Source organism: Bacteroides propionicigenes (assembly GCF_018390535.1).
GTDB lineage: Bacteria > Bacteroidota > Bacteroidia > Bacteroidales > Bacteroidaceae > Bacteroides > Bacteroides propionicigenes.
The window spans coordinates 447,595-470,266 of record NZ_JAHBBW010000002.1; the positions used below are offsets into that span (position 1 = coordinate 447,595).

36 protein-coding genes are annotated in these 22,672 nt (G+C 50.8%); 4 read left to right on the forward strand and 32 right to left on the reverse strand.

The genetic code is table 11. From position 1 onward, the window contains the following. The 11 genes from KG118_RS04720 to KG118_RS04765 all read right to left on the reverse strand — a co-directional run bounded on the left by KG118_RS04720 (position 1) and on the right by KG118_RS04765 (position 5,542). The gene (locus KG118_RS04720) at positions 1-219 is read right to left on the reverse strand and encodes a hypothetical protein (RefSeq protein ID WP_004293651.1); all 219 of its coding nucleotides are present in this window, start codon (positions 217-219) and stop codon (positions 1-3) included. Positions 220-270: 51 nt separating this feature from the next. Then, positions 271-618 (reverse strand): hypothetical protein, encoded by a 348-nt coding sequence (locus tag KG118_RS04725; protein WP_008143041.1) that lies wholly within the window; start codon positions 616-618, stop codon positions 271-273. Beyond that, a complete protein-coding gene (locus KG118_RS04730) occupies positions 618-1,550 on the reverse strand; it encodes a hypothetical protein (RefSeq protein ID WP_008143040.1) in 933 nt (310 codons plus the stop codon). Before KG118_RS04730 ends, KG118_RS04725 begins: the two co-directional genes overlap by 1 nt. Then, positions 1,531-1,767 (reverse strand): hypothetical protein, encoded by a 237-nt coding sequence (locus KG118_RS04735; protein ID WP_004322721.1) that lies wholly within the window; start codon positions 1,765-1,767, stop codon positions 1,531-1,533. The genes KG118_RS04730 and KG118_RS04735 overlap by 20 nt, the downstream gene beginning before the upstream one ends. Positions 1,768-1,800: 33 nt before the next feature. Beyond that, positions 1,801-2,385 carry a hypothetical protein gene (locus KG118_RS04740; protein ID WP_008143037.1) on the reverse strand — a complete coding sequence of 195 codons (585 nt, stop codon included), beginning with the start codon at positions 2,383-2,385 and terminating at the stop codon, positions 1,801-1,803. 11 nt (positions 2,386-2,396) lie between these two features. Continuing rightward, the gene (locus KG118_RS17425; protein ID WP_229035237.1) at positions 2,397-2,867 is read right to left on the reverse strand and encodes a hypothetical protein; all 471 of its coding nucleotides are present in this window, start codon (positions 2,865-2,867) and stop codon (positions 2,397-2,399) included. Further along, positions 2,864-3,094: a hypothetical protein gene (locus KG118_RS17430; protein ID WP_224241439.1), complete on the reverse strand. Its 231-nt coding sequence runs from the start codon at positions 3,092-3,094 to the stop codon at positions 2,864-2,866. Before KG118_RS17430 ends, KG118_RS17425 begins: the two co-directional genes overlap by 4 nt. A 41-nt stretch (positions 3,095-3,135) precedes the next feature. Then, positions 3,136-3,423 (reverse strand): hypothetical protein, encoded by a 288-nt coding sequence (locus KG118_RS04750; protein ID WP_004322729.1) that lies wholly within the window; start codon positions 3,421-3,423, stop codon positions 3,136-3,138. 12 nt (positions 3,424-3,435) lie between these two features. Beyond that, positions 3,436-3,615, reverse strand: coding sequence for a hypothetical protein (locus KG118_RS04755; RefSeq protein WP_004322731.1), 180 nt, complete (start codon positions 3,613-3,615; stop codon positions 3,436-3,438). A 362-nt stretch (positions 3,616-3,977) separates the two neighbouring features. Then, complete coding sequence (locus tag KG118_RS04760; protein WP_008143029.1) at positions 3,978-5,066, reverse strand: hypothetical protein; 1,089 nt, start codon at positions 5,064-5,066, stop codon at positions 3,978-3,980. Continuing rightward, entirely contained in the window at positions 5,063-5,542 is a 480-nt protein-coding gene (locus KG118_RS04765; RefSeq protein WP_004293642.1) for a hypothetical protein, read from the reverse strand. Before KG118_RS04765 ends, KG118_RS04760 begins: the two co-directional genes overlap by 4 nt. 257 nt (positions 5,543-5,799) lie before the next feature. Here KG118_RS04765 and KG118_RS04770 point away from each other — a divergent pair, with 257 nt between their 5' ends. Then, positions 5,800-6,066, forward strand: a complete 267-nt coding sequence (locus KG118_RS04770; protein WP_181980648.1) for a hypothetical protein — start codon at positions 5,800-5,802, stop codon at positions 6,064-6,066. Between the two features lie 345 nt (positions 6,067-6,411). On the opposite strand, the gene KG118_RS04775 is transcribed toward KG118_RS04770, so the two are convergent. The 18 genes from KG118_RS04775 to KG118_RS04860 form a co-directional block, all read right to left on the reverse strand. Then, positions 6,412-7,674 (reverse strand): RNA-directed DNA polymerase, encoded by a 1,263-nt coding sequence (locus KG118_RS04775; RefSeq protein WP_008143026.1) that lies wholly within the window; start codon positions 7,672-7,674, stop codon positions 6,412-6,414. Next, positions 7,667-8,335 carry a hypothetical protein gene (locus tag KG118_RS04780; protein ID WP_008143024.1) on the reverse strand — a complete coding sequence of 223 codons (669 nt, stop codon included), beginning with the start codon at positions 8,333-8,335 and terminating at the stop codon, positions 7,667-7,669. Before KG118_RS04780 ends, KG118_RS04775 begins: the two co-directional genes overlap by 8 nt. Positions 8,336-8,348: 13 nt before the next feature. Further along, positions 8,349-8,996 (reverse strand): hypothetical protein, encoded by a 648-nt coding sequence (locus KG118_RS04785; protein WP_004293639.1) that lies wholly within the window; start codon positions 8,994-8,996, stop codon positions 8,349-8,351. Positions 8,997-9,024: 28 nt separating this feature from the next. Next, positions 9,025-9,270, reverse strand: a complete 246-nt coding sequence (locus tag KG118_RS04790) for a hypothetical protein (protein ID WP_004293638.1) — start codon at positions 9,268-9,270, stop codon at positions 9,025-9,027. Positions 9,271-9,282: 12 nt separating this feature from the next. Then, entirely contained in the window at positions 9,283-9,462 is a 180-nt protein-coding gene (locus tag KG118_RS04795) for a hypothetical protein (RefSeq protein WP_008143020.1), read from the reverse strand. A 10-nt stretch (positions 9,463-9,472) separates the two neighbouring features. After that, positions 9,473-9,793 carry a hypothetical protein gene (locus tag KG118_RS04800; protein ID WP_004303957.1) on the reverse strand — a complete coding sequence of 107 codons (321 nt, stop codon included), beginning with the start codon at positions 9,791-9,793 and terminating at the stop codon, positions 9,473-9,475. 5 nt (positions 9,794-9,798) lie between these two features. Beyond that, the gene (locus KG118_RS04805; RefSeq protein ID WP_004293635.1) at positions 9,799-10,278 is read right to left on the reverse strand and encodes a hypothetical protein; all 480 of its coding nucleotides are present in this window, start codon (positions 10,276-10,278) and stop codon (positions 9,799-9,801) included. Between the two features lie 4 nt (positions 10,279-10,282). Next, positions 10,283-10,558, reverse strand: coding sequence for a DUF3846 domain-containing protein (locus tag KG118_RS04810; protein ID WP_008143017.1), 276 nt, complete (start codon positions 10,556-10,558; stop codon positions 10,283-10,285). Between the two features lie 15 nt (positions 10,559-10,573). Next, on the reverse strand, positions 10,574-11,032 hold the full coding sequence (locus KG118_RS04815) for a hypothetical protein (protein WP_008143016.1): 459 nt from the start codon (positions 11,030-11,032) through the stop codon (positions 10,574-10,576). Further along, complete coding sequence (locus tag KG118_RS04820) at positions 11,029-11,919, reverse strand: hypothetical protein (RefSeq protein WP_008860787.1); 891 nt, start codon at positions 11,917-11,919, stop codon at positions 11,029-11,031. The genes KG118_RS04815 and KG118_RS04820 overlap by 4 nt, the downstream gene beginning before the upstream one ends. A gap of 10 nt (positions 11,920-11,929) precedes the next feature. Next, on the reverse strand, positions 11,930-13,027 hold the full coding sequence (locus KG118_RS04825; protein ID WP_004293631.1) for a hypothetical protein: 1,098 nt from the start codon (positions 13,025-13,027) through the stop codon (positions 11,930-11,932). Between the two features lie 40 nt (positions 13,028-13,067). Beyond that, positions 13,068-13,595, reverse strand: a complete 528-nt coding sequence (locus KG118_RS04830; RefSeq protein ID WP_117917424.1) for a hypothetical protein — start codon at positions 13,593-13,595, stop codon at positions 13,068-13,070. Between the two features lie 5 nt (positions 13,596-13,600). Further along, a complete protein-coding gene (locus KG118_RS04835; protein ID WP_004293629.1) occupies positions 13,601-13,840 on the reverse strand; it encodes a hypothetical protein in 240 nt (79 codons plus the stop codon). 4 nt (positions 13,841-13,844) lie between these two features. Continuing rightward, the gene (locus KG118_RS04840) at positions 13,845-14,057 is read right to left on the reverse strand and encodes a hypothetical protein (RefSeq protein ID WP_004293628.1); all 213 of its coding nucleotides are present in this window, start codon (positions 14,055-14,057) and stop codon (positions 13,845-13,847) included. Positions 14,058-14,206: 149 nt separating this feature from the next. Then, a complete protein-coding gene (locus KG118_RS04845) occupies positions 14,207-14,464 on the reverse strand; it encodes a hypothetical protein (RefSeq protein ID WP_004303959.1) in 258 nt (85 codons plus the stop codon). 16 nt (positions 14,465-14,480) lie between these two features. Beyond that, a complete protein-coding gene (locus KG118_RS04850) occupies positions 14,481-14,873 on the reverse strand; it encodes a hypothetical protein (protein WP_004303960.1) in 393 nt (130 codons plus the stop codon). Between the two features lie 270 nt (positions 14,874-15,143). Beyond that, on the reverse strand, positions 15,144-15,515 hold the full coding sequence (locus tag KG118_RS04855; RefSeq protein WP_004293624.1) for a hypothetical protein: 372 nt from the start codon (positions 15,513-15,515) through the stop codon (positions 15,144-15,146). 65 nt (positions 15,516-15,580) lie between these two features. After that, positions 15,581-16,153, reverse strand: a complete 573-nt coding sequence (locus KG118_RS04860; protein WP_117917425.1) for a hypothetical protein — start codon at positions 16,151-16,153, stop codon at positions 15,581-15,583. 1,923 nt (positions 16,154-18,076) lie between these two features. Here KG118_RS04860 and KG118_RS04865 point away from each other — a divergent pair. From KG118_RS04865 to KG118_RS04875, 3 genes are all read left to right on the forward strand, one after another. Next, positions 18,077-18,868: a hypothetical protein gene (locus tag KG118_RS04865; protein WP_004293621.1), complete on the forward strand. Its 792-nt coding sequence runs from the start codon at positions 18,077-18,079 to the stop codon at positions 18,866-18,868. 534 nt (positions 18,869-19,402) lie between these two features. Then, a complete protein-coding gene (locus KG118_RS04870; protein ID WP_004293619.1) occupies positions 19,403-20,650 on the forward strand; it encodes an AAA family ATPase in 1,248 nt (415 codons plus the stop codon). After that, positions 20,625-21,257 (forward strand): RloB family protein, encoded by a 633-nt coding sequence (locus KG118_RS04875; RefSeq protein ID WP_004293618.1) that lies wholly within the window; start codon positions 20,625-20,627, stop codon positions 21,255-21,257. The genes KG118_RS04870 and KG118_RS04875 overlap by 26 nt, the downstream gene beginning before the upstream one ends. 151 nt (positions 21,258-21,408) lie before the next feature. On the opposite strand, the gene KG118_RS04880 is transcribed toward KG118_RS04875, so the two are convergent. The 3 genes from KG118_RS04880 to KG118_RS04890 all read right to left on the reverse strand — a co-directional run bounded on the left by KG118_RS04880 (position 21,409) and on the right by KG118_RS04890 (position 22,672). Further along, the gene (locus KG118_RS04880; protein WP_004293617.1) at positions 21,409-21,852 is read right to left on the reverse strand and encodes a hypothetical protein; all 444 of its coding nucleotides are present in this window, start codon (positions 21,850-21,852) and stop codon (positions 21,409-21,411) included. Beyond that, positions 21,839-22,078 carry a hypothetical protein gene (locus tag KG118_RS04885; protein ID WP_004293616.1) on the reverse strand — a complete coding sequence of 80 codons (240 nt, stop codon included), beginning with the start codon at positions 22,076-22,078 and terminating at the stop codon, positions 21,839-21,841. Before KG118_RS04885 ends, KG118_RS04880 begins: the two co-directional genes overlap by 14 nt. Before the next feature lie 156 nt (positions 22,079-22,234). Further along, on the reverse strand, positions 22,235-22,672 hold the full coding sequence (locus KG118_RS04890) for a hypothetical protein (protein ID WP_004293615.1): 438 nt from the start codon (positions 22,670-22,672) through the stop codon (positions 22,235-22,237).

Here is a 22,672-nt window from a genome sequence, read left to right on the forward strand (position 1 = left end):
TTATTTATTGTTCATTAAATGTTTGCTACGTCCATAAACCGGGCACCGCTTGCGGTATCTGCATTCGCCCCGGGCCGCGTCGGTATGCGCCCGGTGCCATTCATCCCAGCTCTTCACTCCATTGTCTGTAAGGAATATGATCAGTTGCATGCAGCAGAAACCGCGTTCCTCACGTTTCCGGTCATGAAGGTTGGCCAGCCCGTTATCTTTAGGTTTCATACAGGTTTGATGTTACGGCAGGTTTGCTCGAAACGCCTTCATGGCATATCATTAAAACCATGAGACATGCACATAGGCATCGCTTTGGTCACTGCCGTTGATTAGACAATCGAGTACTTCGATAAACTTTTCCCGGTCCATCCCGACCTTTGCCAGGCAGGAATAAAATTCTTCGGCATTCTGCCGGAAGGTTTCATCCTGTTCTGAGATATGTTTTCTTAGCTGCTGCAGACCCGAACGGGCTATTTCGAAGTCATCGGTATAGGCGTCTTCTGCGGAGTTATCAACTTCGAACATTGTCAGGATATCATAAAAGATATCCTGACCGTCCCCGCCATACATACCCGGATATTTGTATTCGATTTGCCAAACTCTGGCTACATGTAGTTTTCTGGCCATTATCTTTTCATTTTTCGGATTTGTTGTCTTATGCAGTGCAGCATCAATTCGATACCACGGATGCTTTCCTCATTCTCTTTCAGTTTGTAATAGTAGGCGTTCGCTTCGTCGTAGTCTTCCCGTGCCTTGCGCAATCTGCATTCCTTGGCGTCACGGACCTGTTCATGGGACAGGTCGTAACCGATGAACTCGTCCATGAAACAGGAAACCGTACGCCCGTAATAGTGGTCCGTGCGGGTTTCCACCGCAGTACGGATGATGTCGTCGCACCGCCTTCCGAGTGTCCGGAGTACGTCGCTGATATGCCGGTCATGGTACTCGTAACCGAAGAAACGGGTATACCACTCGTGTTCCTGCCGGTTTGTCTTCCCCGCGTAATACTCGTACCATTGGGCGTCGCACTTGGTGTGCCTCTGGGTAACCTTGAATATGGCATACTCTTCACCGATCCATGTAAAACGTGAGAGTATCTCACTCGCTTCTTCCTCATAGTAGCTATCCCGCCAATTCAATTCTTCGGTCTGGCTGAGCGGGAGGAATGACTGTTTGGTGATCCACTGCCCGAAACCTTTGTGCGTGACATGCGGAAGCACTTTCACGACCTTGCTCCATGCCTCGTTGCAGGCTTCATCCAGTGAAGGGAAACTTTCAGGAAAGCGTTCCCTGTCCGTTCCGTCTCGCAACACCTCGTTCCAATCTTTGTCGCAGACAATGAGGGTGAGGTCCTCCCTCACATGGCAGTCGCGTTCGCAATAGCCGTAGGGAGCATCGCAGAGCGTGTACCACTCCTTCGGTCCATAACCGTCGTCACGTCCCAGATAGCGTCTGGGCTTCCCCTTCTCTGTCTGCACCTCCCATACTTCCGTGCAGTTTCCACGGTCGATATGGTGCAGGCGTACCCTGATTTCCTTGTTATCTCGTTTTTCTTCCATGTCGTTCATTTTTAGTATGGCCTGTCTTTTTCTTTTCGAGAATCCGGTAGATTTCTTCAAGGTCATGCTCATTGTCTATCGGTTGCCCGTATTCCGTATCCACGATGACCACCCTGGCATTGGCCAGGTGACATCCTGCTATCGTCTTGTCATAGTCGCTCCATTCAGGATTGATTTCTGTTACCGTGTCAAATTCAAGTCCGTATGATGTCTTCATTGTATTTCCAGTTATTATGCGTATTTTTCTATTTTATGCTGCCGCTTTGTTCTGCCCGTCGATAATATGCCTGCATTCGGCTTCCAGTTCTTTCATACATTCCGTACCATAGAATCCCCAACAACTGTCCAGTTCATTGTCATCGTCACTTTCCGGCATGATGCGATACCCGAAAACTTCCCCGGTATAGTAGTTGTCAAGGGTACTGATTTCGTCTTGCAGGTATCCCTCGATCCGCTTCCTGCGTTTCGCGGTGATGTTCTTCCACCCGTATTCCCGGCGCACCTTGTCCAACGGTACCGCGATGATTCCGAAAAATCCGGAATCCCACGGGCAGCTGAACGGCGAGGTGGATATTGTAATGCCGCCATGGTCGTAGAGGTAGACCGGCAGGGCGATATATTCCTTCAGGAACGATTCCCGGAAATTTCCGATATGCCCTTCAAAAACCTTGTCGATATCGAAGTGGTCATCAAACTCCTTCTCCGGGCGGTAGCGACGATGTGCCGTATAAAGCGTACCGAGATTGTCATACGCTTCACGCGGGCTTCGGGCGTCATCATCATAATAGATGTTGATGCGATACCCGTTATATTTGATTTGATTATATAGATTCATTTGCCTGGGTATTATGTTTTGTTACAAAGTCTTACAAATTGTTCCGTAATCTCGTCCCGCTCGAACTCGTCGCAGTTCAGGTCGAAGAATATACCCGAAGCCGCGAGCATGTCACGGGCTTCTCCGTAGGTAAGGTCGTTCCTGTGCCTGTATCTGTCCACCATATCCCGATGTTCGGCTTCCGCCCGGTCGTGCAGCCTCATTTTATACTGCCTGTACCATGCGGGGAACTGTTCCTTGGAAACCATATGTTCCAGCTGCAAGTCCCGGTATCTTCCCGGTGCCAGCAGGATGTGGCTGTCAATGTAGGACTTCGCCTCGGCTATGATTCCCTCCCTGGTGAAGGGACGGTGGGAGCGTGCCGTGAAATGCACCCATCCACCATGCAACGGGTGTTCGATTTCAATCTGCACACCCTGCCTCCTGACATGTACCACGATATAGGCGGTCTGGCCGGGGAACATATCGTCCTTGAGGCTCACTTCCCGGCAGGCCGGCGGGTCAACATGGATGTAGTGGTCCTGCCTTGCGCCCTCGAGGAACCTTTCAAGCTGCCGCATCGACTGGCAGTAGATGAATGTCCCCACGCGGCACTGGCCTCGGCGGATGTCGCCGTAATAGTACTTTCTTGCCCTTGCTCCGGTAATGCGGGACTCGTCCGATGCCTCGAAATAGCTCCGGTAGGTATCGTCCGTACGGCAGAAATCATATATTTCCTGAAAAGTCCTTGTTTTCATTTGTTACTCCTTTTTATGTATTGTCTTCTTCCGGCGGGGGAAATTCCCCCGTCCTGTAAAATATCTCTCCGAGACGGTCAGCCTGTTCCGCCAGACCTCTCTTCCGGACAGCCGACACGGCATCGCATGCGGCCTTTTCGTACATGCCCAGCAGTACCGCCTCGGGCAGGCGTTTCGTCCGCCACACCTCCTGTGCGGTGGCGAGCATCTCCACCTCGCAGCCCAGATGGGCGGCTGTGAGGATAATGACGGCATTGCCGATAAAGTTCGGTATGCGTTCTTCCTGTTGTTCTCCTTTCATTGTTCCGTGCCTTTAATCCGTTTCGAACTCGTCTTCATAGACCTCGATCTCCTTCCCGCTCTCGCAGATGCGTACCAGCCAGGTGTATTGGAGCCGTTCCAACAGCTCTATACGGCGATAGCCCTTGTAGGGCACTTTCAGCGTTGCAATGTCTCCCGGTTTCATGTCAGGCGGGTATTTCAAACTGGACATGGAAATGGAATTCGCTTATCAGGCTGCAGATCTGCGGTACTGATTTAGGATCCTCCCCGTAAGGGTAGAAGATGGTCCGGCAACGTGTCAGGCATCGGATACCCTGTTTTCGTAACCGGTACAGCAGGTAGGCCCTGCGTCGTAGTTGTTTCTTGCTCATCGTATAAAGGATTATGTCGTTTTGATTAGAATAGCGGTGTGGTCGTCAAACAGGGGCATCTCTTTACGTTTTCGATGTAATGCCTCCATTGAAAGATGCTCATCTTGTGTTAACAGGGATGAGCATCATTTCAATGGAGGGAGTACTAATTTATTCTGACCCGCCACACCGTGCCGCCTACCGGGCGGATGGAGATGACGGCCTATTTCTTACGCCATGCCGCCATCTTCTTTTTGATGTTGATATTGTTGTCCGCCAGCATTTTTTTCAGGACTGCCAGCAACCGCCAGCCTTCTCCGTTTTTATACTCTTCCGCCTTGGCTGACAGGAACGCCAGTGACTGGTACTTGTCCAGACGCCGACCCCGGTCATTGACAGCCGTGCAACCGTGGAAACGAATCAGGTTCTGCATGGTAAAGAACGCCCCGGCTCCCTTATAGGCATCCATCCATGCCTTGCTTTGAGGAGTGCCCCATGGCAGCCGGATACGACGGTCATTGAACTGTCTGACCGCGTTGTAAAGCTGTGTGGCGTCCAACGCGTGCCTGATGTGGGTTATCGCGATGGAAAGCGGGTAGTACAGTTTGGATTGCAGGTCCTCCACGAAAATATTACGGCCGTGTATACGCTTGTAGGGAACTCCCTTGCATTTTCTTGTTTCCAGGTTGCCCACGTGTTTTTTCAGCGCGTTGACATAGTCGCTCGCGATGGCCAAAACCACATCACGGTTGAACCAGCGGTTTCTCTCGGCAAAACCCGTGATGTCCTTGTGTTCCATCTTCATCTGGGCGTGCAGCTCGTTCAAGAGCATTTTCCACTGGTAATCATAGCCTTTCCGGTGAATCATCTCGGTCACCCCTGCCGGCTCTTTTTCACGGTAATGCGTGTATGACATCATATGGAACATTTGTGCCATGACCCACCGGCGGAAGAGTCGGTTGTTGGGAACGGTACCCTGTGCCATGATGCTGCCGAATATCGGGTCGTTGTCATCCAGGATGGTAAGTTTCCCGTCTTTGTTGGAGGCGATATACTCGCCGCCCTCGGCTCCCTGCATGGCGAACAGGCAGCTCACGTCCACACCGGCACCGCGGAGTGCCTCGATACGCTCCCGCGCCCCTTTGGGAAGTCCGGCGGGAGAATTATGGCCGGCCACCACCGGATAGACGGTGCCCAAATCCGAATTCTTGCCGATAACGGTGCCCGTGGCGGCAAATTCCTTGTCCGCGATGGCGAATTCCGTGCCGCATCCGGGGCACAGGACTTTTGTTTCTTGTTTCTTTCTGCTCATTGTGAATTTGTTAATAGTTGATTACTTCCGGGTTCCACCCATTTTCTGAGTATCACCAGGTCCTTGTCTTTTTCGCTTTGCCAGAACCATTTGCCCATCGTTTCGGGATTCCATGTGAACCCGCCTATAATCCGGCAGAGGATATAGAATTCCAGCTCGAATTGCGCGGTATCCCGGTGTTGCCCGTACAGCATGTCCCCGTCCTCGAGGTCACTTTCGGGCAATGCCATGAAATACCGGCGGGACTTGCTCTGGCTGCGCTCCGATGGTATCGAATGTTTATAGCGGCGGTACAGCTCCTCCACATCCGTGAAAAAATCCCCGCAGCCGTACTCCGGCAACCACGGAGCGCCATCATACCTGCCGTTCCGTATCATGTGTCTCCCGTTTACTTTTAAACTTCTGGACTGGAAATCAATCCGGAAATTTGCGCCGTTCTCTATGGCGGTGACGGTTTCTCGGTAAATATCTTCCATTTTCTCACCTGTTTACAATTAATGGCACTCAAACCCCTAGCGCGTATCTTTATAGTCCTGATAAATACAGTAGGACTTCGGTCCTGAACCAGGTAGTTGCCTGGCTCAGGACCAAGCTTGAATACTGTATCTTGAATTTGGGTCCCTCGTGCATATGCGGTCGCGCTACCTTCTGTTCAGGGGACTCATCCGGACGGCACATCCCTTTAAAAACCTGATACGGGCCGCGAGTACAGCTGGAACCTGTGTCATCTGTCGTGTTAGCAGGAGATGACACAGGCTCCAGCCGTGTGAATTGCGGCTCTGTTGAAATCCCGGCCTTGCCCCCTTTGCCCTGTGCTGTTCTTTTTGCGGTTCCCGGAATGCCGGCACGTTCCTTTACAGGTCCGATGTCTGCTGTGGCGGAAGCCGGAATGGCGCCGTCGTATAACGTTAGGGATACGACGGCGCGAGACGGGCTTATCGGGGACAGCAGGCTGAATCCATTCCCCCGAACCGCACGTTCCCGTGCTGGAAAAGACTGAAAGTTCTCATAATACCGGCACATGGCTTTATGCTTCCGATGTATCCCGCGTATGGGTCTTCTGCGGAGTCCGAAGGCGACGGTCAGCCGCCTTCAGACTCGGAAAGAAGACGTTGGTACGCGGGATGCCCAAACCTATTCCTTGAACTTTCCCGGTGTGCTCCGGTAACGGGTGCGGGACAGACGGCACATGACTTTAATTTCCCGATACATTACAGGCGCAGCCAGAATCGAGATGGGATTAACCGGGTGTTAGACCGGTTAATCTCGATATGGATTCTGGTTATAAGCCTGTAACGTTGAATAGCCTGCCCGTCCACCCGTTCTGCCGTGTGCCCGGCGTAACTTATAGCGATGCCACCAGCGTGTTGTACACCGCCCGGCTGGTCAGAAGGGCGTTACGCATGCAGCCGACAGTCAGGTAACCCGGTATGTCCCGGTCTGTTTTATCGCGGTTGGCCTTCACGTTGCGTCCCCGTCCCCGGACGATGCAGCCATCCGGTTTGGTTCGGACATATCCCAGACCGCCGATCTTGCACCTGCCCGTCTGAATGGCTCTAAAGCAGTCCATCACGAACTTGTTCAGCTCGTTGAGGTCACTCTTCACATTACAGACCGGCAATACCTGTATCGCCCAGCTGAACTCGCCCTTGTACAGGTAACGGTTCACGGCGTCCACGGCTTTTGCCAGTGTCGTGTCCCGGCAGCGGATTGTCCGCCGCTCGATCTCGTGCTGGAAGGTCTTGATGCGTGATGACGAGAGCGAGACCATGCCGCCCTTGATACTGAATCCTAAGAACTTGAACCAGACATCGGCTGCCAGGTATTCCACTTTCTTGGGATTTAGCTTCATGGATTTATCTTCCAGGCGTTTTTGGAGTGTGTCCATCGCTTTTTCATAATCCTTGCCGATAAAAAGCATATCGTCGGAATACCGGACGTAGTAGCCGTTCATTTGTGACAGTTCCCTGTCTAGGTCGTAGAGCAGTACATCCGCCAGCCAGCTAGCCACAGCACAACCCTGTTTCAAGGATTGATACTTGCTTTGCAACCGGTTATCTTCATCGAAATAGAGGTCCGAGTGGTAATATTTCCTAAGTACGTCTATCAGGGCAGACTGGCCGTGTTTGGCCTCCACCTTGTCGAACGCCTCGTCGATGAACCGTATCGGAACACTGTCGAAGTATTTGGAAAGGTCGGACTTCCAGCCCAGACAGCCGCTATTGCCGGTTTCTGTCATCCGGTGGCTGACTTCCGTAACTACCTTGCCGCACCCTATACCGGTCTGGTAGGACTTGCACGAAGAGTGCAGCATCTCCGGCATCAACTCGAAGAGCAGGTCGTTGGCGATACCCAGTACTACGCGGTCCATCGGCTCGTTTACGTACACTGTGCGGAACTCACCGTTGTCCTTGGGTATCTGCGCCGTGTGGGGAGGGGAAATCTCGTACTTTCCCCGGCGCATGGCATAGGCCATCGCCATACGGGTATGCTCGTCGGTCAGCCGAATAAGTTGGTCTTTCCTAATGTCTTTCAGCACGCCTTTCTCAATGGCCTTCGTCCACTGGCCTATGTCGAAGAACATTTGCAATATCTTGTCTTCATTCATAGCACTCAAAACTTTTTTGGGAAAGGATAAAATTCAGTATGTCCATGCCGGATTCTACGTCACATTCCTGCTCGTACTCCTCGCCCGTGTAGTAACTGTAACCCATGATGAAGATTTTCCCGTCTTTCCGGAGCGACGCGTTCGTGATGACCAGTTCCACGGGGTCACGGTCCACAACATGGAGATAGGTCGAGGATTGTTCACCGTTGTCATCAAGGCTGCCGCCACACTCGGAAAGCAGCTCCACGGACAGGGCGTAACATTTTTCATTCAGGGCTTTCTCCGCCACGTGATGGTTGTTCATCTCTTCCGTAAGTGTTCGGATGCGGTCACCGCGTCTCTGCTCGGGAACCGGTTCGAAAGCGGTTTCGAACATCCAGACAGGCATCCATTTATGGAAGACGGCGGGTCCCAAGCGGCATATGTAAACTTCATCGTTCTCTTTCTCCGTCTCCGGGATATCCATTCCCGAGGCTCGTGCTGCCGCTACGCTCATGCGCTCGAAACCGCCGAGGCAGGAAGGTGCCGACTTCAAACGGTAGGGACGGATGTTTCCTACAGGGACACCCATTGACATAAGTAGCATCCCCTTAAAAGTGTCGGTAACGGGAGTGGTTTGCTGTTTGTTCATTCTTTTATTCATTTTCTGGTCTTTGTACATACATTATGATTTCTCACGCATCCTCCGCAAGGGCTACAAGCCGCTCTTCCGGCAGCAGGAACTCCTCGTCCGTGAAGTAATAGCAGATTTTCCGGTCCACGGCCTCCGCCTCGTCCGATATGGGTGCGCCGTCTTTGCCGACCAGCACGTCTTGCAGACCCGTTACAGAGACTAGGGTTTTGTATTCCCCGCCCGTTCCACGGAACAGCGTCAGTTCCCTGACAAAATATTCCCTGTCATTCCATGTGATAATCTCAAACATTTCCTCCACTTCCGGGAACAGCCGGCACAGGACCGGAAACAGTTTGCAGGCATCGCTCCGGAGCATCAGGAAGACACATTCCATCAGGCATAGTCCGGCATCTTTGAGCATGGGCAGCAATACGTCCGTGCCTGCTCCGTTTGCCTCTGCCACTATCAGGGCTTTCCAGTATCCTTCCTGGAATGAGTCCGTCCAAGGGATGAGTTCGGCTGCCCTGACGGAATAGGAAACCGCGATTTCTTCCGGATTGTCCTCGTCCGTGGAAATCAGTCCTATTTTCGTGTCATCTTCGACAGGCTCCTTTACCGGCAGGCAGACTTTCATTTTCCGGAACGTGTCCGTGTCCTCGTCCGCCCAGTTGACAAAGCCGCCGAATCTTATAAAATCATATCTGCTCATTTGTCATTATTGTTTATTGTTATTTACCTTACAATTCTTCCGGTTCTCCATCGTTGATACTCCGGTAGAAACGGTCTCCGTCCGCCCACTTCTTGGCGGTGATAGCCAGCTCGAAAGCTTCCTCTATGGAAAGGCCGTCGGCGGGAAGGGCATCAAGGAGTTCTCCCATGCATACGTCATTCTCGCGATACTCTTTCTGCACCTTTCCGAGTGTCATTCTGCCCTTGTCCGTCTTTTTACGCCACAAAAGCATCTGTTGTATCCAATTTTTCATGCGATTCTTTTATTAAAGGAAATCCTTGGCATAACTGCGGGCTTCATTGAAAGTGTTGAAGCCGATTCCACTCATGCAAGAGATTGCCCAGTATCTTAATTTCCTGCTTTCGGCACGGGCAAGATAGATTTGCCCGATACAAATCCCGTCTTTGAGAATGTCATGCCGCTTGTCTTTTGTAATCCGTACCATGTTCCGACATTCACTTGTCCATTTTCCAAAATCCGTAATCGGACCCGTCACCGAGATGAGCACCGAAATAGTACCCCTCCGGTGAGTAACTATCGAGCGTGTCGAACAGCGATTCCAGCAATCCCGCCGCGTCATCGCTGTTCCACCAGTCTGCTTCTTTGTCCTCCATGGCATGGGCGGGGATGGCATTCATCACCTGCACGTACTCCGGTGTGTCACGGATAACGTCCAAGAACGCCGGAATCAGGTCCTGCGTGCGCATCGTGCCGTGGGAGATACTCTCTCCCGGCACGGCATGGAGGCGGTTTTGTGTCCTCTCGTCTATGAACATGGCATTTAGATAAAGGGCAGACGGGTATCTTCCAGCATGGAGGCCAGCATTTGACACATCTCGTATGAAGCACGGTTGCGGTCGTCAATGCAGCGTGAATCACGCCCTGCCATAGCGGTAATGGAAGCCTTTACCGTTCTGAAGAATGTCTGTTCCAGTGTCTTGTGGAAATAAGGAAGAGCCTGGGCGAAACGTTCGGACTTGAATCCCAAATCGTTCATGGCGTATTCCAGCTGTTTGGCCGCCTTGTACTCGCGGCTGTTCTCCAGGCTTTCCGGAATATCACCGAACTGTGCGGTCCGGAGCTGGCGTTCCAGTTCGATGACGGCCACCGAAAGCAACAGTTTGATGGCTTCCGGGTTGCCGATACCGTGTTTCTGCCCGTCAGCGGTATGGAACTCGATCAGGTTTACACTGTTATTCTCTTGTAATTCTTTGTAGCATGCGAGGGTCTTGCTGAGCGCTTTTGCTTTCTCTTTATCCATAATTTTATCTGATTTGATTGTTATTGCACACAAGTACGTCCCCAACGATGAAGTCTTTCGACGCCGGGTGATGAGCACGGAATATCCTGCTCGCTTCAAGATTGAGGGACAGAGGGATAAGTTTGCCTTCCTCGTTGACGACCATTGTCGTGCTCCCGTCCAGTTCCACCAGTTCGATGTAGCCGCCGACAATCGCCTGCATCTCCTCCAGCGTGAAGTCTGAGCCATTGGCTGGCTGCACGGGTTGGCGTGTTCCGTCCGTTTTGATGATTTCTGTCATAGTTGCTTTGAAATTTTAAGATTCATGACTCGCCAGTATATCCAAAATCTGTTGCAAAGGGAATTTTTCAGTATAGAATCGCTCGTCGGTATGTTTGCCGTACGCCCGGTATCTGGCTTCCCCGTTTGCAAATACCGCCAAGATATGGCTGACCAGCACATTGTCCGGCGGAACCAACCTTTCCAGTTCCGTTTCGGTCAGTTCCACGAAGCACCAGTTATTGTCTTCCGGCAAGTCCTCGCTGCCCAGTATCCCGTCCTCGTCCGGCTGGTAAAAACCAACCGATATGTCATAAAAGTTCAAAGACTGGAAACTGATGTCATCCTTGAATGGCTTGACGGCTTCCAGCCTGCCGGACTGTGTCTGTCTCCACTCTTTTGACAGGTACACGATTGCAAAGTCGCAGCAATCCCATGCACTGTCAGTTCCTGCCTTGAGCAGGAGGTATGGGGTAGGTTCATTTGAGATTTTCATCGTATTTCCCTCCTTTTATGCCACGCGTGATACCGTTTCACGGTGCGTAGCTGGTTAATGATATGGCCAAAAAGCTCGCGTGAATAGATGCGGTAATGGAACACAGCCGAATACTCGCATACATTGCCGTGAAAGTCCACGTGGGAGCGGTCATCCGCAAAGTCGAACAAGTCGCCCTGGATTTCCAGCGTGTATTTGTTCTTCCGTAGCCAGTCAAAAAACTCGAAGATGTCCTTCTTTTGGGAGTAGAAAGTGCAGTATTCGTAGCGGTTTCCGCGCAGGTTCCTCAGCAATGCCGCCATCTCGTTCCGTTCCCGGCGGTCGCCAAATTCGGATCCCGTCCGAGTGGCGAGGTTCTTCAGGAAATATATTTTACCTCCATACTCGAAATAGTACGGTATGTAGGTGACCGTCTTTTTGTACCAATTGACATATTTGACAAAGGAAGCCTTCTTGACGATGGCGGGATGCAGGTTTACTTTCTCCATGTGTTCCCGAATCTGGCGGTAGATTTCCGCATTGGAAAGACGTATGGGACGTTCCGCCCGGAAATACCTGCCGTCCGACTCGAAACAGAGCGCGTACAGGTTTCGGTAATACGGTTCCCCGACAAAGAACCAGTCGCTCTGCATGCGGGCCGGAGGCAGGCATTCCAGCAGTTCGTAATAACGTTCCTCCGTAATTTCATGGAAGGGCTTGCAAAGTGCCCGGGTATAACGCTTCACAAGCAGTGTCATGCGTACCGGTGATACAGCGACCAGGTACGGGTTCTTCTCCCTTTCGCGCAGTGCTTCCAGCGTCTCGCCGCCGTAGTCGCTGTGCATGTCATCCGACATCGACGTGAGGCATGTCCCGTCGAAATAACGTGAATCGATGATGTATCTCATGGGCACTGGATTAAATGGTTATTTTCAACACCTGACCGGCGGCATATTCGGCATTGCGGGTGAGCTGGCGCTGCCATGCCTGGTTGCGTGGCGCCCACTTGAAAGCGTTACGCTTCAAGGTTGTACGCATATCGGTATCGGGTATTTTGTCGAAGAGGATTTGCAGGCGGTCTTCTTCGAAGTTGTAGACCACCTTGCCGCCATCGAACGGAATCTCACGATTTTCACGGCTTGCCCGTTCCTGCTGCTTTTCCCGCACCTTGCGGACGAGTTCGGGATACTTGAAGATTGAATGGCGTGCCGTGACGACAGGTTTCTTGACTTTGTCGTTCCACTCTCGCAGACGAGCGACGGCACGGTCGATGATTTCCACGTTGCCATGGTTGACATAGGTGGAGAGTCGCCCGGCGAGGTTGCTGACGAAGAGAGCCCGGCTATAGCCTCGTGCCGTACCCGTATCGATACCGTGAATGGTCGAGGCGGCATCGTCGATAAAGGCTTTGACCTTCTGCCACTCCTCCTCGAGACGCTGTTCTTCGGGCTTGGCCGCTTCGGTAGCCTTGCGAATCGCTTCGAGTGCACGTTCTCGCCATTCCCGGAACGCCGTGACGCTCTTGGCGTGGCTGTTGCAGGCCTTTTCGTTTCGGCCCGTGTTGAAGCGTGCAGGTCCCGTAATCATCGCGCTGGCACAACGGCTGTTGGCGGCGATCATGGCAGAGAAATAGCGTTTGTAGTTTTCCATGTAACGTTCCCGCTGCTGCTCGGGCATCGACTGCAAATCCTCGTGCAGTTCCTTTTCGTGCGAGGCGATGTCTGACTCACCCCGCTCGTCGGGTGAGAAGGAGGTGAGGTTGTAGGAGCTGCACGCCTGCTTGAAATATTCTTCCAGATAGCCCGGGTGCGCCACTTCCACAACTTCCCAGTCCTTAAAGTCCGCCGGGGCGAGGATTTCTTCCTTGCCCGGATTCCCTACAAGATGGGAATAGCTGCAATACCCGTGTCTCTTTCCCCTGAAAAGAAACGCTACCGGTTCGCTTTCCGGGGCATCCACACGCCGCACCATGGTCACACGATGGGCATTTTCCTTTGTCAATAATGTTGTTTCCATACCTTTCTTCTTGATTTCGTTATTTGATTGTTTCCGATTTTTATTGTTGCTTCATCCGGGCGGCATGGTCCATTACAGAGGCGAACCCCACCTCGATACCTATCTGGTATCCGCCCTTGATGGTCGATTCCAGCTCCGCCTCGCTTTCGATCAGGGATTCCGAATCATCGGCATAAAGCCTGTACAGGGAGAATACGTCTGCCTCCCATAGCTTCCGGGCATTTTCCGCCGATACAAGCAGCCACACGAAACCGTCCTCACGGGTTACCTTGACGGCGGCTTCGCTATGGCTCAGAGTCCGCCACTCCTTGATGTCCAGTGCCACCCTCCACACGATATACATCAGCGTATCGTGGCGGCTTTTAATATCAGGGGAATCGCACAGGCGGCTGGCCACATCTTTGAGTGTCCGGAAAGAGTCCGCCATGAACTGCTCCACGACATACGGCTTTTCGGCAATGGCGGAACAGGCATCGTCCGCCCTGCCTGATTCCGGAACGGTCTGAATATCCTCCTCTTCAAGGAAGATTTCACGGTGCAGGTAGTCCAAGTAGTAATATGATTTCATTCCGCTTATTCTTTGGGGGTGAAAGTGATTCTCGTGTGCCCGTCATAACCGAAGGACGGTTTCAGGCCGAAGGCTTCGGCATCACTGCTGATGCAGCAGATGTCCCAAATCTCCAACCCTCCGGCGCAGGTTATGACGGTATTGTTTTCAGATATTTGCGGCGACTTGTCTTTCAATGCAGCCCCGCCGCAGATGCCGCGTAGAATAACACCACGCTGGTGGGTAGTAAGTTCTTTCGTTTCCATAGACCTAATCTTTTGCTTTTACACCGAACATGTTCTCCATTGTACTGGCGAGGGCTTCCTTGAAACCGTCGCTTACGCCCCAGTATTCAAGTAACCCGTTGCCGATGACCTGCATCTGTTTGTCGGTGGGCATATCGCCATCATACCCGTATTCCTTGAGCAGGGCACGGCTGATGATGACACCTTTTATCTCGTTGATTCTATGTTCCTCTCCCATAGCCGTTAATACATCTTTACCCGCAGACCAGATATCTGCTTTCTCGTTATTTCTGTCATTTTCTTTATCCGTTTATAAAAGCATAGGGGCATTCCGCCCCCATAGTTGTTATTAATTCATATTATTTTGCATGATTTTTTCCGGAACACCTATCCGGCATAGATGTACTTGAGCTTGGGCACTCCGTTCTGGAGCACGGTGAAGGCGTTTTCTTCCACCTGCACGTCCTTTGCCTTTGGCCACCATAGCCACGAGAGTTTCCCGTCGGGTTTGAGGAATGCCACGGCATTACCCTGCACTTTCCCGACCTCACGCACGCCGAGGTCTTTTCCGCCCTCGAACAGCCGGACGCACCGCCACTTCGAGCCAAGCGTCATTTTCCGTTTCACGTCTGCTAATGTTTTCATACTCATTGCGTTTTTATTATTGCATATAAATTCTGCATTTCCGGTTGCACCGTCTCAGGCTGTCCGCCGAGAGCGGATAACTGCGGTTCAAATGGTCGGGAAACCCTTCTCGGAACATCAGCTCCGCCGTAGCGTACTCCTTGCACCATTTTCGCCGACGTCTCCCACGGGCAGGTCTCGTTTCCGGCATCCGCCTTTTCGGAGATTTCGGCACACGCCATTTCCCACCGACAAACACCGCTTCATATTCCCGTTGTAACACGCCGCTGCAATACGCCGCCACGCTGACAGCGGGCACACTTCCGAGCTGTCCCGTCGCGGCAAGGCTGTCAAGCGTATCGGTGGCAGCCTTGAAACTGGCAAAGCACCCGTAACTGCGGGTGCGCTTTGCGTCAAACACTTCTATCATATTTATTCGTTTTATTATTGGCACATCCGTTCTCCGCTTCCCCGCACAGGATAACAGCGGAAGCACGGCAGGCGGTTCCGCAGAACGCCAGACCGTGCTTAACCGTGTTATATACAAGGTAGGCACAACGCCTCACGGCGCAAGGAAGTCATATCGGAGGGAATTTTAGAAAAGTGCGGGCATTTCAGGGTGCAATCCTGACACAGTGTATATCAATGCCCGAAAAAGCGCGCACGCCCCGCAGTTTCCGCAGCACGTGTGCGCGTCATGTCACTCGCCATCGTCCCCGCTGTCAATTCCTGCGGTGATGTTGCATATCTCCTGCAATGCCGATTCTATCTGCACAAGGTCGTCGATGTCGAACTTCACGGCATCGCAGTCCTTCTCCCACACTTGGCGGGCTATGAAGACGGCATCATGCAGCGACCGCTCGGACTCTTCCAGAGCGGTCTTCAGGTCGTCCACGGTGTACTCCCCGTCCTGCGGCGGAGGTACAGTCCCGGCACCGTTTTTTGCCGGGAAATTCTTTTCGCCTATCACGTTACAGTTGCTTTCGCCCGAAATGAAAAGCGCGTATCCGTGGCATACGTCACAAGAACACGCGCTTACGACGGCAGATACGAAAAGGGCAGGCAGTCCCACACGTTCAGCGGGCTGCCTGCCGTCCTTTTGCCTTTTTCGGGCAGGTTTCAGTTACTCCGTTGCCCTTATGCCGCCTTTTTGCTTTCGTCGGCAACCGTTCCGGCAGGCTGTTCCGCCACCTTTTCAGCCTTGCCGGTCTTGGTCGTTTTCTCGGCAGGCTTTTCGAGGCTGGCGAGGTTCGGGGCGAAATTCATGGCGTTGCGGATAGCCTTTGCAGCGGCATGGATTGTCTTTTGGAAATCACGGTTTGACTTCTCGAGGTCTACTTTGGTCGGCACAAGACCGATACGCGCCCAAACGCTGTCGGTAAGGTCGTACTTCTTGATACGATTTCCCGACTTCTCGCAGATGATGATTTCCGCAGGGGTTGTGGCACGGAATTTCGAGCGTATGCCGTCGGCATCGGCACGCAGTTTCTTTTCCTCCGCAATGGTGTGCCACATAGTTGCGACCATGTTTTTAATCACACGGAAAATCTCGTTGTCCGACATGTCGGCAGGCTCAAAGTCCGCACCGAAAAAGTGCTGTGCCGTCTGCACGAGTTCACCGTCCTTGTTGGTAGAGTTGTAAACCAACATGATACCTGCAAACGAACCGATGTTTGCATACTGTTCCTTGTTCAATTTAGAAGTTGCCATAATGATAAAATTTTAGAAACACTGCGCAAAATCACGCATTGCGGGCACTCGGGGAGTCGAACCCCGAACTCTGCACCATAGCGCAAAGTGTGGCATTTCCTGCCACGCGCCCAAAAATTTGCCGTGCATTTCACCCTGCACGGCAAAATTTTTCGTAACTTTGTCGCACTTAAAACGTACCCCATAGCAGAGCTATCCAAATGAGCGCATTTTCGGCATATCGTATCTTTGCACGAGTTCTACTCATCGTGTCGTGGCTCTGCGCTGCTTTACTCCAATTTCGGCAAGACGCTTCTCTGGCACGTTCCGGATCTTTTCCAATCCGGCAGCTAACAGTAAGGCGGTGGGCGGCTGGTGATTATGGGCATAACATTGGCAATGCTCTTTTCTCAAGCTCCGTGCGGACTGTTTTTCCGCTACCGTGCATTTTATCTCCGTGCGCACAAGGGCGCAATTATGGCATTATTCTTGCACGTCCTTTTCAGTGGCGGTATTCTCAATACTCCCAGCGACTTGCAAAAGTCTTGACGTATTTCCGGCACTCGGAATAAATACGATTTATCCCGTTCCATAAATTTCCCTACTTTCGTAGGTTGGCAATACTGGTATTATTGCCCCGTGCGAAGCGTGGTTATTTAACGCACTCTTTAAGCGTACCTAAACGCACACGGTGTTGTTTCGGGTGTTACCCTTTGACGGCTCAACAACTCACTTTCGTGTAAACGCCGTTTTTGTTTCTCGCTCTCGGCGGTCTTTGCTTTTCTGTTTTTTAATTCTGTTTTTTACTATCTATTTTTTTATTCGTTTTTCTCCGTACTTGTTTGCCGTTTGTTTGGCTTTCGAGTACATGACTATTATAAAACCGTTTTTCAGAACTGCAAAACTTTTTGAGAAAAAAAATTTGGAACGTTCCAAAAACAGCCTTTTTGCGAATATGGAACGCACGCGCGCGAAGTAAATTTGTAAATAGCTGAATATCAATAAAATAGAAAAAATGATTTTCTTTGAAAAAAATTTTTCCTTTGCAAAAATCAAAAAAGCCCCGTTTCAACGTATGTATAAAATCAAAATCAGTTTTGTCTATTGATTATCAGATTATTAGCTGCTTAAAATGGATAAAATAGGACTGAAAAGATTTTTTTACTTTCAATTTGTAAGCAAAGATAATGTAAAAGACGTTTTTAGGCTTACTTTATACAAAAGTAAACCTAATAAATTATTGATATTCAATGGTGTAATAAAAATAAAAAGATTAGGGAGGGTGTACCCTCGGGTGCGGATTCGGTCTCTGTCCTCGGGCCGTTTTTTCAAGTCCGGTTTTCCAAAATGGCTCAAAATGCGGCTTTCGGATTGAAACTGTAAGCAGGTATCAAAAAATATACAGTAAAGTACTTGTATTTATCATGGTTGCTTAAGGTGCTGGTGTTCACCATGTCCCATATTTTTGAAATATTCTCATTTGTGGATGCCTGTCCTTTCAATTTTCACGGGTGTACAGACTTTCTGCACGATTTCCGGGTTCCGGCTTGAAGTTGTTTTTTAGATACGCTGAAAACGCATCAAAAAATATATAGAGACACGTCGGTATATTGACTGTTCTTAACCGGATTGGACGACGGAAAAGGAGGATGTGTATTCCTGTCATTCAGTATGTTCGGATATGCTTTTCACAATCGGACAATCTTGTAATGTTTTGTTCCTTAATCATATAGAATATACAGAACGAAGCTATCCACATGGATTCCGACTTATTTGTACGGTTTTTGTGACTTTATACAGGAAACCGTGGAAATGCAGAAGAAATGGGGTTCAGTCACCTGCCTTTTTGGTGAATTATACGTATATTTGCCGTATTGTATCCACTTATGTATGAAGTATGGCATTTTGCTGTTACAGGAAATATCTGGATAAAGAATCGAAAGAATGGAATCATATCATAAGAAGAAAATCGGGAGTATTCCGAAAGACAGCACGGGTGGGTCGTCCATTCGCAAGGGAATGGTCGTCTTCAACGGTGGGACATCGGAAACCGGACTTGTGGGAGATGTCACGGGTAATTGCGTGTCGGTTCCGGTAAGGATGACTGCGGGCAGAGAACTCGTTACCGATGACGCGGTCATGTTTCTGAATGATTGCCGGGAAGCGAGCGCAGAGCAAAAGATTGCCCTCCAACGCCTGCTGAACGAAGGCCATCTTGCATGGGACAAGCGCCGGGGTGTATGTTCGGAATCTCTCTATGCTCCCAAAGACGGACAGTTGGTAAAACTCAGTATCCTGGATGAGCATGTAATACTGGGGGCTTTCAAGGAAATCGACGCAAAAGGACGTGTTGTGCTGTATTGCCTGCTGGACGAAGACGGGAGCCTGCGCTATTCCCTGCATGAAACAGTCGGGTACGCGGTGAATCTCCAGATACTGCCTATCGGAACCAGTGGCCGTAGCAGGCTTTCCGATGCTCTACGCCAGAAAGGGCTTGCATGGAACGGACGGCTGAAGGAACTCGAACGGCTGGCAACACGTGTCAGACGCGGTGACAAGTACTATTACCTGAATGACATACTGGAAATCCGTGAATGCAGGGACAACAACAGGCCGGCGGACAGGAAACGGTTGGAATGCGGGAACTATTTCATGGAGCGGAGGGATGCCGAACTGGTACGTGACTGCGTGCGCTCTGTCGTAAGGCTGAACCGCGACAAGGATGCCAGACGGTAAGAGGGTGACGGTATAAGGTATTCGTTCTGTTTCTCTCTCTTGTATCTGGGGAGGAAGTGGTCCTTTAATCCTCATCTTATCCGTTTTCAACACTTTCCGATTCAAAAAAACAAAAAAACAGACGGCGTGCCGTCTGTCATGATTTGTTTCTTTTTTGGTATCTTTTTTCTTTGCGTCAAAGAAAAAAGTACATCTTTCTTCTTTCTTCTTGTATAATACTACTTATAGTATTGTTGCTACATTTGTAACACCCCTCCTGTCAGATACACGGTACATTTGTACCACATTGAGGGGAAAGATGTGGCGAATTTCGCGTCTTTCCACCCAAATTCCACTATCGGGAGCATGAATCGCAAGCCGATGTTGCCGCTTCGGAAAATTGCAGTCGCCTTTTGCAGGGCAGCATTGCAAGAACGAAAACGGTCTGATTTTCACGTGCAGGAAAATAACCGCAAAAAGAGATCCGATAAAACATCTATATATGAAAAATATCCCCTATATTTGCATAAAATTTACATATAACTGCGATATAATATGATTATTCAGTTCACAGTCGAAAATTTCCTTTCGTTCAAGGAGCCGGCGACCTTGTCTTTGGCTGCTTCCGCGCTGAAAGAAAAACAGACCCGGTCCGATGAGATTGTTTTTGAGCTTGAAGGTACGAACCTCTCTTTGCTGAAGAGTGCGGTCATCTACGGGGCCAATGCCAGCGGGAAATCGAATCTGGTCAAAGCGCTCGATTTCTTCAAATGGTTTGTCATCAATTCCTCCAAAGGCGTGCAGTCCGGCGAAAGCATACGGGTGGAAAGTTTCCGTCTCAACCGGAGGACGGAACAGGAGCCCAGTTATTTTGAGGCGGTCTTTGCCGACGAAACGGTCCAATACCGCTATGGGTTCGAAGTCGATGAAAAACGTGTACACCGGGAGTGGCTTTATCAAAAGGGCAACAAGCGCAAGGCAAAGGAGGTGGAACTGTTCCTGCGTGACGGCGATGAGTATGAACTGCATCCCAAATTTTCGGTCGGCAAAGAGGTTGTCGCCAAAAAAATGGTGCGCGACAATGCGCTGCTTCTTTCCGTGGCAGCACAGTTCAACGAAAGCGTCTCGGTGGAAATCATGGGATGGTTGGCCAACACCACGATTGTTCTTGGCAGCAGCGACGAGCGGATTTGGGAAATGGCGATAGCCCAGATCGATGATCCGTCCATGAAAAGGCGTATTGTGGAGTTTGCCCGGTTTGCAGACTTCGGAATCGACGACATACGCAAGGTTGACAATACAGTCATCAGTTCACACCAGCAATATGACGAGGAGGGCAACGCCACGAAGACGGTCACTTTCCCGTTCCGCGTAAACGAGTCGGAGGGTACGATCAAATACTTCTCGCTGGCTTATCCTATAATCGACGCGTTGGATCATGGCAAAAGGCTGGTTGTCGACGAGTTCGACTCGAAAATGCACCCTCTGTTGACAAGTCGCATCATCGGGCTGTTCAATTCCAGAGTGACAAATCCCAGGAATGCACAGTTGATTTTCACGACACATGACACCAACCTGCTTAATGCAAGCCTGTTCCGCAGGGATCAGATCTGGTTTACACAGAAAGATTCGTTTGGAGCCTCGGAACTCTATTCGTTGGCGGAATACAAGGTTCGCAACAGTGCACCTTTCGAAAAGGAGTACCTGATGGGGAAATATGGCGGTATCCCTGTCATCGGCCAGTTTGAACGGTTATTTGACCTGAGGGAGGAAGAATATGGCAGCACGGACGAACAAGCGTGATCCACGCGCGGCACGGACACTCAGGCGTATCAGTTTTGTCCGTGAGGTCAAACAATCCTTCCTGATCATCTGCGAGGGGGTAAATACGGAACCGGATTATTTCAATGCATTTCGCCTGACTTCCGCCAATATTAAAGCGGTAGGCCAGGGACTCAATACGGTAGGTCTTGTCCAAAAGGCTTTACGGATGAAAGAAGAAGAGCGGAAGAAAGGACGCGAGTATGACCAGTGCTGGGTGGTATTTGACAAGGATGACTTTCCCGATCGGGATTTCAACCGGGCTATCGGTATGGCGGAAGCCGGTGGCATGAGGGTGGCATACAGCAACCAGGCTTTCGAGTATTGGTTCTTGCTGCACTATAACCTGGTACAAGGCCCGATGCACAGAAATCAATATGAAACAAAGCTATCCGGCTTGTTGGGCTTCTCCTACAACAAGGAAGCCGGTACAGGCGGTCGTGTTTTCAGGGAGCTGGGCGGTAAACAGGCTCAGGCCATCACGAACGCAAAAGCCGTATTGCGCCGAATGGAGGGAATACCGCCGGCACAGGCGGAATCTTCGACAACGGTGCATCTTCTTGTGGAAGAACTGAATAAGTATATTTAGCATATTCTGTCGTTTGCCCGGATAATATTGTACCCGGCTACCACCTCCTTCCGGTTTTATCGGATTTTATGTCGCAAAAACACAAAAACAGACGGCAAATCACAACGATGCCGTCTGTTTTTATTCATTTACGTTCCGTGGACAGATACGCTCAAACTTTTCGGTGTCTCTCTTTCCATTGGCTGACCTCTTCGTCAGAGACGGATGCCACGGTCCTTTTTTCCACATCGAACATCCGATGACAGAATGCCCTGGTAGAAAAAGGATTTCCAAGTTCCGCCAATATCCCTACAAGCCGGTTGTAGGAATCCATGTGCCACAGGTAATCGTACATCCCGCTGACCGGCACCCGTTCAAGCAATCCCATACGCGTTGTCTTTTCCACGCACTTGTCGAAAATCCGCGAACCCATCTCCATGTTCTCCATGTAGTACCGCTTGCTGCGCAAGGTGTCGTAACCTTTTTCACGCAGGCGTGTACGGTCTGCCATGTACAGCATGAAGATGACCTCTTCCGGGGTGAACGCGCCGACCAGCCCGGTGAAGCATTTCATAAACGGTATCACGTGTTGCCTTTTGTCGTCATTCCCTTTCATGTCCGTTTTCGCGTTCGTTCGTCCGTAATGTTTCCGCTTCCCCGTCATCCTTAATCGACGGATTGACATAGAACTGGCATATCCTGCCGTTTATCATCGGTTTATACACGGCGTATCCCAGTTTTTTGGCGTAACGCCCCACGGATACGCGGTTGGCGAACTTGCCGGTATGTTCCGTCAGGTGTTCCGACATCTCCCCGACGGTCATTCTGCTTTTCAGTTTCATATCATTCGCGTTTAAATGTTTTCCTGATAAAGGATAGCCGCGACTAATACGAACTGTTTGCAAATGGTATGAATTAATAAGAGGCGGTTCCATGAAATCGGCAAAGGAGGAATCAACCGGTTATACTGATACTTCATTCATGAAACCGTCCCTCATCTATTTTCCCATTATCCGGACAATCTCCCGTATCGTGTCGAAGTTCCGCTCGTCCAGCCATTCTTTGGCCACGTTCCACGAGAGCGACATTCCGAACTTCAGGTTCTCCATGGTGATGGTATGGTGCGACAACCTGCCTTCAGTGGGCTTGAGCCCTGCCGCATGCAGTTCACACAGTCCGTCCTGAAAGAATGTGCACCCGCCTGCTTCCTGTTTCGCCTGTACCATCGGCACGATATACGGGATTTTTCCTAACAGCAGGCCTACCGCCCACCGAGTGGGTGCAAGACGCTCCCTGTATCCGGCTTTCAGCAACCGGAGGATGTCTTCCGGCGTACCGAGGCACGGTATCCGGCATTGCTGCCTGCACAGACGGCAACGGCACTCTACCGGCCGTCTTCCTGTCTTGCGGATGATCCGCTGTAATGCCGTTTCCAT

Coding starts and splice junctions, on each gene's coding strand:
- KG118_RS04775 (WP_008143026.1), bottom strand. CDS start 7,674: ATGAATGAAGACAAGATATTGCAAATGTTCTTCGACATAGGCCAGTGG.
- KG118_RS04790 (WP_004293638.1), bottom strand. CDS start 9,270: ATGAAAAATTGGATACAACAGATGCTTTTGTGGCGTAAAAAGACGGAC.
- KG118_RS04885 (WP_004293616.1), bottom strand. CDS start 22,078: ATGAAACTGAAAAGCAGAATGACCGTCGGGGAGATGTCGGAACACCTG.
- KG118_RS04755 (WP_004322731.1), bottom strand. CDS start 3,615: ATGTCCAGTTTGAAATACCCGCCTGACATGAAACCGGGAGACATTGCA.
- KG118_RS04825 (WP_004293631.1), bottom strand. CDS start 13,027: ATGGAAACAACATTATTGACAAAGGAAAATGCCCATCGTGTGACCATG.
- KG118_RS04840 (WP_004293628.1), bottom strand. CDS start 14,057: ATGGGAGAGGAACATAGAATCAACGAGATAAAAGGTGTCATCATCAGC.
- KG118_RS04800 (WP_004303957.1), bottom strand. CDS start 9,793: ATGTTCATAGACGAGAGGACACAAAACCGCCTCCATGCCGTGCCGGGA.
- KG118_RS04780 (WP_008143024.1), bottom strand. CDS start 8,335: ATGTACAAAGACCAGAAAATGAATAAAAGAATGAACAAACAGCAAACC.
- KG118_RS04720 (WP_004293651.1), bottom strand. CDS start 219: ATGAAACCTAAAGATAACGGGCTGGCCAACCTTCATGACCGGAAACGT.
- KG118_RS04740 (WP_008143037.1), bottom strand. CDS start 2,385: ATGAATCTATATAATCAAATCAAATATAACGGGTATCGCATCAACATC.
- KG118_RS04890 (WP_004293615.1), bottom strand. CDS start 22,672: ATGGAAACGGCATTACAGCGGATCATCCGCAAGACAGGAAGACGGCCG.
- KG118_RS04760 (WP_008143029.1), bottom strand. CDS start 5,066: ATGAGCAGAAAGAAACAAGAAACAAAAGTCCTGTGCCCCGGATGCGGC.
- KG118_RS04820 (WP_008860787.1), bottom strand. CDS start 11,919: ATGAGATACATCATCGATTCACGTTATTTCGACGGGACATGCCTCACG.
- KG118_RS04810 (WP_008143017.1), bottom strand. CDS start 10,558: ATGACAGAAATCATCAAAACGGACGGAACACGCCAACCCGTGCAGCCA.
- KG118_RS04795 (WP_008143020.1), bottom strand. CDS start 9,462: ATGGTACGGATTACAAAAGACAAGCGGCATGACATTCTCAAAGACGGG.
- KG118_RS04870 (WP_004293619.1), top strand. CDS start 19,403: ATGATTATTCAGTTCACAGTCGAAAATTTCCTTTCGTTCAAGGAGCCG.
- KG118_RS04805 (WP_004293635.1), bottom strand. CDS start 10,278: ATGGATAAAGAGAAAGCAAAAGCGCTCAGCAAGACCCTCGCATGCTAC.
- KG118_RS04830 (WP_117917424.1), bottom strand. CDS start 13,595: ATGAAATCATATTACTACTTGGACTACCTGCACCGTGAAATCTTCCTT.
- KG118_RS04785 (WP_004293639.1), bottom strand. CDS start 8,996: ATGAGCAGATATGATTTTATAAGATTCGGCGGCTTTGTCAACTGGGCG.
- KG118_RS04845 (WP_004303959.1), bottom strand. CDS start 14,464: ATGAAAACATTAGCAGACGTGAAACGGAAAATGACGCTTGGCTCGAAG.
- KG118_RS04730 (WP_008143040.1), bottom strand. CDS start 1,550: ATGGAAGAAAAACGAGATAACAAGGAAATCAGGGTACGCCTGCACCAT.
- KG118_RS04860 (WP_117917425.1), bottom strand. CDS start 16,153: ATGGCAACTTCTAAATTGAACAAGGAACAGTATGCAAACATCGGTTCG.
- KG118_RS04815 (WP_008143016.1), bottom strand. CDS start 11,032: ATGAAAATCTCAAATGAACCTACCCCATACCTCCTGCTCAAGGCAGGA.
- KG118_RS17430 (WP_224241439.1), bottom strand. CDS start 3,094: ATGATTTCTGCCGTACGGACGATACCTACCGGAGCTATTTCGAGGCAT.
- KG118_RS04725 (WP_008143041.1), bottom strand. CDS start 618: ATGGCCAGAAAACTACATGTAGCCAGAGTTTGGCAAATCGAATACAAA.
- KG118_RS04875 (WP_004293618.1), top strand. CDS start 20,625: ATGGCAGCACGGACGAACAAGCGTGATCCACGCGCGGCACGGACACTC.
- KG118_RS04865 (WP_004293621.1), top strand. CDS start 18,077: ATGGAATCATATCATAAGAAGAAAATCGGGAGTATTCCGAAAGACAGC.
- KG118_RS04765 (WP_004293642.1), bottom strand. CDS start 5,542: ATGGAAGATATTTACCGAGAAACCGTCACCGCCATAGAGAACGGCGCA.
- KG118_RS04880 (WP_004293617.1), bottom strand. CDS start 21,852: ATGAAAGGGAATGACGACAAAAGGCAACACGTGATACCGTTTATGAAA.
- KG118_RS04750 (WP_004322729.1), bottom strand. CDS start 3,423: ATGAAAGGAGAACAACAGGAAGAACGCATACCGAACTTTATCGGCAAT.
- KG118_RS04735 (WP_004322721.1), bottom strand. CDS start 1,767: ATGAAGACATCATACGGACTTGAATTTGACACGGTAACAGAAATCAAT.
- KG118_RS04835 (WP_004293629.1), bottom strand. CDS start 13,840: ATGGAAACGAAAGAACTTACTACCCACCAGCGTGGTGTTATTCTACGC.
- KG118_RS04850 (WP_004303960.1), bottom strand. CDS start 14,873: ATGATAGAAGTGTTTGACGCAAAGCGCACCCGCAGTTACGGGTGCTTT.